Origin of the sequence: Methylobacterium sp. E-025, assembly GCF_022829705.1 — a bacterium.
GTDB lineage: Bacteria > Pseudomonadota > Alphaproteobacteria > Rhizobiales > Beijerinckiaceae > Methylobacterium.
Window position 1 is genome coordinate 1 of record NZ_JAKSYR010000049.1, and the last position, 7,497, is coordinate 7,497.

At 63.5% G+C, this 7,497-nt stretch carries 14 protein-coding genes; 9 read left to right on the forward strand and 5 right to left on the reverse strand.

Annotated elements, in window-relative coordinates; translation table 11 throughout:
* Positions 1 to 418, forward strand: a 418-nt coding sequence (locus tag MKK64_RS04285) for a hypothetical protein (RefSeq protein WP_243932354.1), incomplete at its 5' end; no start/stop codon positions are given.
* Between the two features lie 48 nt (positions 419 to 466).
* Here MKK64_RS04285 and MKK64_RS04290 read toward each other — a convergent pair.
* The 4 genes from MKK64_RS04290 to MKK64_RS04305 all read right to left on the reverse strand — a co-directional run bounded on the left by MKK64_RS04290 (position 467) and on the right by MKK64_RS04305 (position 2,516).
* Positions 467 to 736: an MAPEG family protein gene (locus tag MKK64_RS04290; RefSeq protein WP_243932355.1), complete on the reverse strand. Its 270-nt coding sequence runs from the start codon at positions 734 to 736 to the stop codon at positions 467 to 469.
* Positions 737 to 748: 12 nt separating this feature from the next.
* Positions 749 to 1,012, reverse strand: a complete 264-nt coding sequence (locus tag MKK64_RS04295; RefSeq protein ID WP_243932356.1) for a hypothetical protein — start codon at positions 1,010 to 1,012, stop codon at positions 749 to 751.
* A gap of 120 nt (positions 1,013 to 1,132) precedes the next feature.
* A complete protein-coding gene (locus tag MKK64_RS04300; RefSeq protein ID WP_279593031.1) occupies positions 1,133 to 1,396 on the reverse strand; it encodes a DUF3761 domain-containing protein in 264 nt (87 codons plus the stop codon).
* Between the two features lie 127 nt (positions 1,397 to 1,523).
* A complete protein-coding gene (locus MKK64_RS04305) occupies positions 1,524 to 2,516 on the reverse strand; it encodes a hypothetical protein (RefSeq protein WP_243932357.1) in 993 nt (330 codons plus the stop codon).
* 260 nt (positions 2,517 to 2,776) lie between these two features.
* Here MKK64_RS04305 and MKK64_RS04310 point away from each other — a divergent pair, with 260 nt between their 5' ends.
* From MKK64_RS04310 to MKK64_RS04345, 8 genes are all read left to right on the forward strand, one after another.
* Positions 2,777 to 3,124 (forward strand): hypothetical protein, encoded by a 348-nt coding sequence (locus MKK64_RS04310; RefSeq protein ID WP_243932358.1) that lies wholly within the window; start codon positions 2,777 to 2,779, stop codon positions 3,122 to 3,124.
* Between the two features lie 969 nt (positions 3,125 to 4,093).
* On the forward strand, positions 4,094 to 4,516 hold the full coding sequence (locus MKK64_RS04315; RefSeq protein WP_243932359.1) for a DUF5681 domain-containing protein: 423 nt from the start codon (positions 4,094 to 4,096) through the stop codon (positions 4,514 to 4,516).
* On the forward strand, positions 4,513 to 4,764 hold the full coding sequence (locus tag MKK64_RS04320) for a hypothetical protein (protein ID WP_243932360.1): 252 nt from the start codon (positions 4,513 to 4,515) through the stop codon (positions 4,762 to 4,764). The genes MKK64_RS04315 and MKK64_RS04320 overlap by 4 nt, the downstream gene beginning before the upstream one ends.
* A 163-nt stretch (positions 4,765 to 4,927) precedes the next feature.
* A complete protein-coding gene (locus tag MKK64_RS04325) occupies positions 4,928 to 5,140 on the forward strand; it encodes a hypothetical protein (protein ID WP_243932361.1) in 213 nt (70 codons plus the stop codon).
* On the forward strand, positions 5,137 to 5,388 hold the full coding sequence (locus MKK64_RS04330) for a hypothetical protein (protein WP_243932362.1): 252 nt from the start codon (positions 5,137 to 5,139) through the stop codon (positions 5,386 to 5,388). The genes MKK64_RS04325 and MKK64_RS04330 overlap by 4 nt, the downstream gene beginning before the upstream one ends.
* 65 nt (positions 5,389 to 5,453) lie before the next feature.
* Positions 5,454 to 5,663, forward strand: coding sequence for a hypothetical protein (locus MKK64_RS04335; protein WP_243932363.1), 210 nt, complete (start codon positions 5,454 to 5,456; stop codon positions 5,661 to 5,663).
* Positions 5,664 to 5,724: 61 nt separating this feature from the next.
* Entirely contained in the window at positions 5,725 to 6,240 is a 516-nt protein-coding gene (locus MKK64_RS04340; protein WP_409567867.1) for a MucR family transcriptional regulator, read from the forward strand.
* A gap of 187 nt (positions 6,241 to 6,427) precedes the next feature.
* The gene (locus MKK64_RS04345; RefSeq protein WP_243932365.1) at positions 6,428 to 6,634 is read left to right on the forward strand and encodes a hypothetical protein; all 207 of its coding nucleotides are present in this window, start codon (positions 6,428 to 6,430) and stop codon (positions 6,632 to 6,634) included.
* A gap of 290 nt (positions 6,635 to 6,924) precedes the next feature.
* Here the strand turns inward: MKK64_RS04345 and MKK64_RS04350 are convergent.
* On the reverse strand, positions 6,925 to 7,497 hold a 573-nt coding region (locus MKK64_RS04350; RefSeq protein WP_243932366.1), incomplete at its 5' end, for a Crp/Fnr family transcriptional regulator.

Here is a 7,497-nt window from a genome sequence, read left to right on the forward strand (position 1 = left end):
CAAGGACTGTTCCGTGAAGTACCAAGCCGCCAAGCAGGCTGGCACGCTGAACGGGCAGAAGTGGAACGACTTCCGGAAGGCTGAGTGCGGGGCACCAGCTGACACGCCCACAACCCCCACCGCGAACCCATTCTCACCGAACGCAGCTTCGCCCGCAGCCCCGGCCCCGGCGCCCACCACGACAGCAACGAGATCGGCACCGACACCGCGGTCTTCGGTGACGGGGTCCGCTGTGTTCCCGAGAGCGGTCGATCCCAAGTACGCGAGCGAGTCGGCCGGTAAGGGTCGGATGCACACCTGCTTGGATCAGTACAACGCCAACAAGGCTGCTGCCGGTGGCGCCGGCAACGGCGGCAAGAAGTGGATCGAGAAGGGCGGCGGGTACTACTCGGTTTGCAACAAGGAGCTAAAGAGCTAGTAGTCAAAAGCTAGGGCCTGAGACCTTCTGCTAGGGCTGTCCTCATTTCTAACCAGACCTTCCTAGCAGAAGCATGGCTGCCGAAATACCGAGCGCCGTAACCGTCGGATAGAACGTGAGGGCAAAGCCAAGCGCACGCCCTCTAGCACCACGTTTGTAACCGACCCAAAATAACGTGCGCCCTACGCAGAACATTGCAGCAAGCGTCATTAGGATCGCCGTAGGGTGGCCCACGACGGCGGCGAAGACCAAGTGCGTCAGGACGGCTAAAACGACCTGTTCTGTTGTGTTCTGTAGGATCGCGACGGCATCCCGCACTGATTGAGATCCTTATCCGGCGCTGCTTCCTGCAATGCTCTTAATCGAAAAGAACCTTAGCCGTGCCACATTCGCGATTGCGGCGGCAAGCCAGCCGATGACGAACACATCCGTGCGCAAGGCGGTCTGCAAACGCTCAGCAACGGGCACCACGAGGGTCTTCTCAGGGTCCCAGAAAGCGGCAAGACTCAGCATGATGGCCGTAATGATCACAGCCAGTACCATTCCGACCGCGACACGGTGCTGCTCGAGTCGAAAAACTTCGTTCCTAGGCATGGCGCGCGTCCTTAGCGAACGCTCCTACCATCTCTAAGCGCACATCGGTATGATTGCTTCCCAGACGTTGCGTACATGACGAGCGGGTACCAAGCGCCTGATTTCCACTGCTAGCTCCTCTCATCTAACCCAACTCGCCACCCCGCCGTGCCGTGAGCATGTCCCGCGATGAGTGTGGCTGAAGCTCCAGGTATCATCACGACAGCGGGCCGAGGCTCCTTCGGGCTTCGACCCGTCACGGGTATGTGCTGGCTGGTGGACGGTAGAGCCATCGCGGCTGTGATAGTGGCCGTGACGGTCGAGACTGTGCTCGTCCGGCTTCCTGAATTCGCGACTCGCCGCACCGAACGGCGAACTAGCCAGAATGCATCCTACAGCCGCCAGCCTAAGCTAGGCAGCAACGAATGCGCATGTTCCAGATCGTTGCAGGGGGGCAGCCGATGCGCGCCCGGCTCGCCCCGATGATTGGTTGTTCGGCGTTCTTCGCCGGCATGGTGTGGACGCTGTTCGTCTAGCGCCCCGACGGAACCCTGTCGTCCGACAGGAGCCCAGCCGCCCTGCCGGCGCCCTGCCCGAGGCGCTGGAAATGCTCGGGTGTGTCCGGCACGACCCGAGGCGCACCGCCCCCGAACGACCGCGACGCACCAAAGGCGCCAGGACCGCCGATCACGATGCGTTGCCCTGCCTTCACCGTGAATGGTGCCGCAGCTGCCGTCGGAAGACCGGACTTGAACGCGATGGCGCCGAGGAGGCCGTTCAGGAGGTTCGCCGCGATCGTGCGCCCCTGTTCCGCCGTCAGCGATCCGATACCGCTCGGCAGCACCGTGGCGCGCAGCGCAGCCGCATAGCGCGTGAGCCGGGCCAGTTCCTCGCCCCCGAACATCTCACGGGCCAGCGCCGCCCCCTTACCGCTCACGAAGTCGGCCACGCGGTCGGCCTCCTGTGTCGCGGTCAGGGTGCGGCCGCTCGGCTGGGTAAGGTTCTGGATCGCGGCTTGCCGCATGCCGGACCATTCCTCGCTGCCCTCGCCGAGGAAGCCTTTCAGCCCCCGCGCGAAGTTGGCAGAGCCGACCCGAGACCCCGGCACGCCCGAACCGAACAGACTCGTCGCAACCGCGTTTGGATCGAAGCCCGAGCGAGAAAGGTCGGAGATCCAGGAGGGCAACGCCTGGTGCGCCTGCTCGGCCTGATGCAGCGCCGCCCGGAACGCCCCGAGGCCGCGCCGCTGTTCCTGCGTAAAGATGGCGTTAGCCGCCTCCCGCCCGTTACCCCGTAGCAGCGTGTCGAGGCGCCTCCCGACATCGCCGGCTCCGTTGCCGTCGATTGCGCGGGCAATGAGCCCTTGCTGCACGGCATCGAGGACCGGGCTGTCATCCCCCAGCGCTTCCCGTAGGCGGGTCGCGAACCGTACCGACAAGCCGGTCTCACCGAACCGGGGCATCGACCCGAATAGGCCCGTCGCCACCTCTGTTGGCGTCGCGTCTTGCTCCACGATCTTGCGCATCAGCCGGCCGGCATCGTCACCAGGTCCGCGCGGGCTGAAAGCCTGCTTGTGTTCGCGGAACAGACCCCGAGCCTCACGCAACGCCATAGCCGGCGCCGTGTCGCTGATCGGTAGCGCGTCCGAGGTCGCAACGCGGGTGCCCTGTCCAATCTCGGGGAAGGGCGCATCATCGAAAGCGCGGGAGGGAGGCACATCTCCGGCTGGACTGTCTCGCCGCGCCGGGCAGCGGCCTGTTCGTAGGCCGTCACAGGGTCATCGGTATGGCCCAACACCATGCGCTCGGCCGCATCGCGCAACGTGGCGCGGTTGAGGTCGCGCGGCGCGAGCCCCATGCCTTCGAAATCGATTTCCATTCGCCGCGCTTGGCGATCCACCGAGGCGGCGTGCTCGGCGTTTTCCTCGGCGATGCGGACCGCCTCACGGTTCGGAGCCGCAGCGCGCCCCTCGTCGGCATAGCGGTATGTCGGCGGCCCTGGCGCTCGGCCCGGAGCGCTTCCATCACCTCGCCGCGGATGTCACGGGCGATGGCGCCGTTCGCATCGTCGGGTCGGATGAAGCCCGCCACCACGAGCTTGTCGCGCATGGCGTCGATCGGCGTGCCGCCCTGACGACCCGCGGACGAAGGTTCCAGCCCAAGTCCTGGCCGAGATCGGGATCGTCCACGGAAATGGGGCGGATCGCGCTGCGCATTTTCGGACGGTAGCCCGATGAACCCGCTCGCGAGCTTTGCCTCTGCTCAGGTCCGACTGAATGGGCCGTTGCCTGGGGCAATCTCGGTCTTGTCTCCGAGCAGCCGCCGACCGGAGGCGATAATCTGTACAGTTTCGCGGGACTCGCATTCTGAGCGAGCGATGATCTCCAAGTCGCGCAGATACTCGATTACGGGGGGGTGGGCCTCCGCACCTTTTTCCTGTGCAAGTCGAACCTTAGAGTCAACGAGTGCGGGTATACCCTTCCAAAATTCAGCCCTTGCGACAGAAAGACTACTTCCCACTCCAGGACCGGTCAAATCGAAAGTTGGCGCCGTAAATTCTTCAGACAAAATCCGAGTCATTTTCTTCTACTTATGCATGCAAATAGGTAGGGCTAAGTGCCTTATAATTTTTGGTTCAACTCACAAATTTGATAGTTTTTACAAAATTAAGGCCAAATCGACCTTATCTTATCCGAGAATGATTCGGAAATACATCATCGTCCTGGGTCGCATGAGCGCTTGTTTCAAGACCCTCTGCATGGTCCGAGCCTGCCGTACTGTCGCAGGTCTCGACGAGGTCCAGCCACGAGCCCAAACGAACGCGCCGCCGACAACGCCGGCCTCCGCGCTACCATCCACGCCGCTCGCACCGCTGCGATCACGATGGAGACTGCGCCCGGTTCGACCGACGTGCGGAAGCAGGCCGCAGTCGCCACGCTCTACGCCTTCGCTGAGAGCGCCGAGACGCTGGCCCTCGCACCAATGGGGGCACCATCGGAGCCCGCATCGTGAAAACTCTTAGCCGTTGCTATATTCAGTCTGTTCGGCCGGCGGGACGCGGTATCCCCGCGATATTTACCGCAAGCCATTCTGAGGTGGATCAATGACGGCCAGGGGCAGACCCTTCGGCGAGAACAACCCCGGCAATCCGGCTGGGCGCCCGAAGGGGGCTCGCAACAAGACCGCGCTGGCGATCGAAGCCATCCTGGACGGCGAGGCTGAGGCGTTGACCCGTAGGGCCATCGAACTCGCCCTGGATGGTGATGGCCCAGCGCTACGGCTCTGCATGGACCGCCTCGCACCGGTTCGGAGGGACCGCCACGTCCAGTTCGACCTGCCGGCGATCGACACCACGGCCGACCTGCCGAAGGCCACGCACGCTCTGCTGCAAGCCATTGCAGTTGGCGAACTCACCCCGTCCGAGGCTGCCGACATCGGCAAGGCCGTGGACGCTCATGTTCGTGCGATCGAAGTTACGGACATCCACGAGCGGCTTGCCCGCCTTGAAGAAGGGTCTCAGCGATGACGCATCCGACCTTCAGCCGTCGCCTCGCGAAGATCGAGGTCGACCACGGGTTCTCCGGCGACATCGCCGATGCCAGCGATGCTCAACTCTACGGCGTCGTCCGGGCTGCCCACGGCGATCTTAGAGCGAAGCACGGCAGTCTCGGCCTCACGGCCCAGCACCTGCGCGGAACCGGCGATGCCGAAGATACGGCTCTCGCCATTCTGATCGAGGAAGACGCGGGAGGCTCCGATGCGCGCTACCACTGAAGCACGGCTTGCCAAGGTCGAGGGTCGTTACCGCAACAGGCAGCCCGGCACGCACCGTCTCACCGACGACGAGCTTCAGGAACCTCATCGCTTGGCTGAAGGCTCCCGACGAGGCACAGGCCGAATGGGCAGTCGGCGTGCTGCAACGTGAGGGACTGATCCCATGACGATCAACCTCCGCTCCCGCCTTCGCCAGATCGAGACAAAGCAATGGCACGGTGAGCGTCCGATGTCCGCAATCCTCATCAGGACGCAGAGTGACGACGGTCGCGACCGGCAGATCGCTGAGCACATGGTCGCGGGCACATACCGGCTCGGCTGGCCGCTTCTCATCCTTCGCGCATCACCCCTGCCAGGAGGCAATGAACGGCCATGACGACCAATGCCTTCCGCCGTCGTCTCGACCGGATCGAGAGCAGCCAGAGCACCGGCCGCATTACCGCGATCTGCAACCTCGGCGGCTATCCCGAGAGCGTCACCGCGGAGGCCGTGATGGACTGGCGGACCTGGGTTGCTGATGGTCGCGCCACCCGGTCCGGCCCCGTTCTCACCTTGCGGGCGCCGGTCCTGACGGCCGACGAATGGACTGCCGTTCACGAGCCTCGCGACGGGAGCTTCCATTGAGCACCGGGGATCTCCGCCGTCGCCTCTCCCGCATCGAGAGTGGTCGCTACGAAGGCGCGCCGACCATGATCTTCACCGATAGGCCGCCAGGCATCGGGCCTGACATCCACGTTGAGGACGGGCGGGCCTGGGTCGCCGATGGCCTCGGCATCGTCACCAACGGCGTGCTCTGCGTCACCGGCCCGGAACTGTCGGCCGACGAGTGGGCGGGCGCCGCACGTCAACGAGCACTGATGCCGTTTCATAGGGCGCAGAAGGTTAAATCAGCCTATTAAACAAACTTGTGTTTCGTATGGCGCCGGAGATAGGTACCTAGGTAAATCGTACGGAGACATGATGGACGACATCGAACACGTACCGGCGACCAACACCATCGAGCTGGCGGCCGATCTCGTCGCCGCCTACGTCTCAAACAACAACGTGCCTGTCTCCGAGCTGGGCGTGCTGATTGTAAAGGTGCATGCCGCCCTGACAGGCCTCATCACCGAAGCGACAGACGAGCCTTCCGGCCCCGAGAAGCCGACTCCGGCGCAGATCAAGAAATCGGTCACGCCGGACGCGCTGATCAGCTTCGAGGACGGCAAATCCTACAAGACGCTGCGCAGGCACCTGACCCTGCGGGGTCTGACCCCCGAAGCCTACCGGACGAAGTACGGCCTGCCGGCCGACTACCCTATGACGACGGCCAACTACTCGGCACAGCGCTCCGAACTGGCGCGTTCACTCGGCCTTGGCCAGCAGCGGCGCAAGGCGGCTCCCAAGGCTGCTGATACGGGAGAGACGATCTCCGAAGCTCCTAAGACCCGCATCGGGAAGGCCAAAAGCCGGAAGAAGGCTGCCGAGACGGCTTGACGCCACTGATCGGCCCGTTCCGACACACCTTGGCACTCGTGCCGGTGACGTGCTTCTAACCCTGCCATTGCTAACTCGCGCCAGGGCCAGGTTGCGTATCGGCCCCGCTGGTGAGATCCGGGGTTCCCCCGCCCCGTGAGCAGATCGGGGCGGGGCCGAACCGTCCAACCGTCTAAAAAGCCGTCAGATGCCGCATCAAAGTGGACCGCTCCTCACCGACAACGCTCTGGATGCGCTTGCGCGCCGGTGGTTCGCTGAGGTGTGGGCCGAGCATCCCGAAACGCGCATGAATGAGCTGCAGCGGGATGTAGCCGGCGATGTCGGAGCCGGAGCGCTCGATTGGCTGTTCGGTGACAGCGACAGCGACACCGCCGGGGATGACGGCGGGTTTTGATCGAGGGCGTCTATTGCCGTTTCTAGCAGTCCCCCAGCCACAACCGTGATCGACCTCACGGGTTGAGGAAGCGTCGCTGTTTGAAGGCTGTGGCTTCACCCATGCTCCTAATTGTGCTTCTCGTGGCAGGCACATTTGCGCTCGCCGGTTCGTTCTCACTCATCGCCATCATAGAGGAGTAAGGCCGTTAGAACCCGCCAGTCCTCAATCGGATCGGGCCGGCGCGGTTGTTCTGGCAGCAACACCTACTGCACAGCCCTTCAACTGATCGGCAGGTTCAAGGGAACCGATCAGGGCGTTGCGATCGACGTAGTAGGGCCGAGAAGCCGATCATACTCGGCTTCCGGCATTCCATAGGAGGCGCCCGCTTGAGCAAGCAGGTGCTCGCGGTCCTTGATGATGATGGTCCCACGCTTCGTTGCGATGACCCCGGCCCGTTCCAGAACCGCCATCGCCTCGCTGACGCCGGTACGGTTAACGCCGAGCATCAGCGAAAGGAAGCGGTGGGTCGTCGACAGGTCATTACCCTCAACCCGATCGTGGCACATCAGCAGCCAGCGGGCGAGACGGGCTGCCAGCGTGTAGCGTGCGTTGGCTAGCGCTGTTCCGGCCATTTGCGCAGTGACGGTCTGCACATATCGAAGTACCCGTTCACCTAAAGGTGAGGATCTGGGTAAGATGTCGCGGAAACTCGAGGCGGACATTACCCAGGCTAATCCCGCATTCTGCACCCGGCCATCATAGGGGGCTTGATCGGAGCCAAGCAGCAGCGGAATCCCGACGAGGCCCTCGCAGCCAACGAGCCCAATCTCAGCCTGTTCGCCATCGGGGGCTTGCGCAACCAGCGAGACGATGCCGCGTTC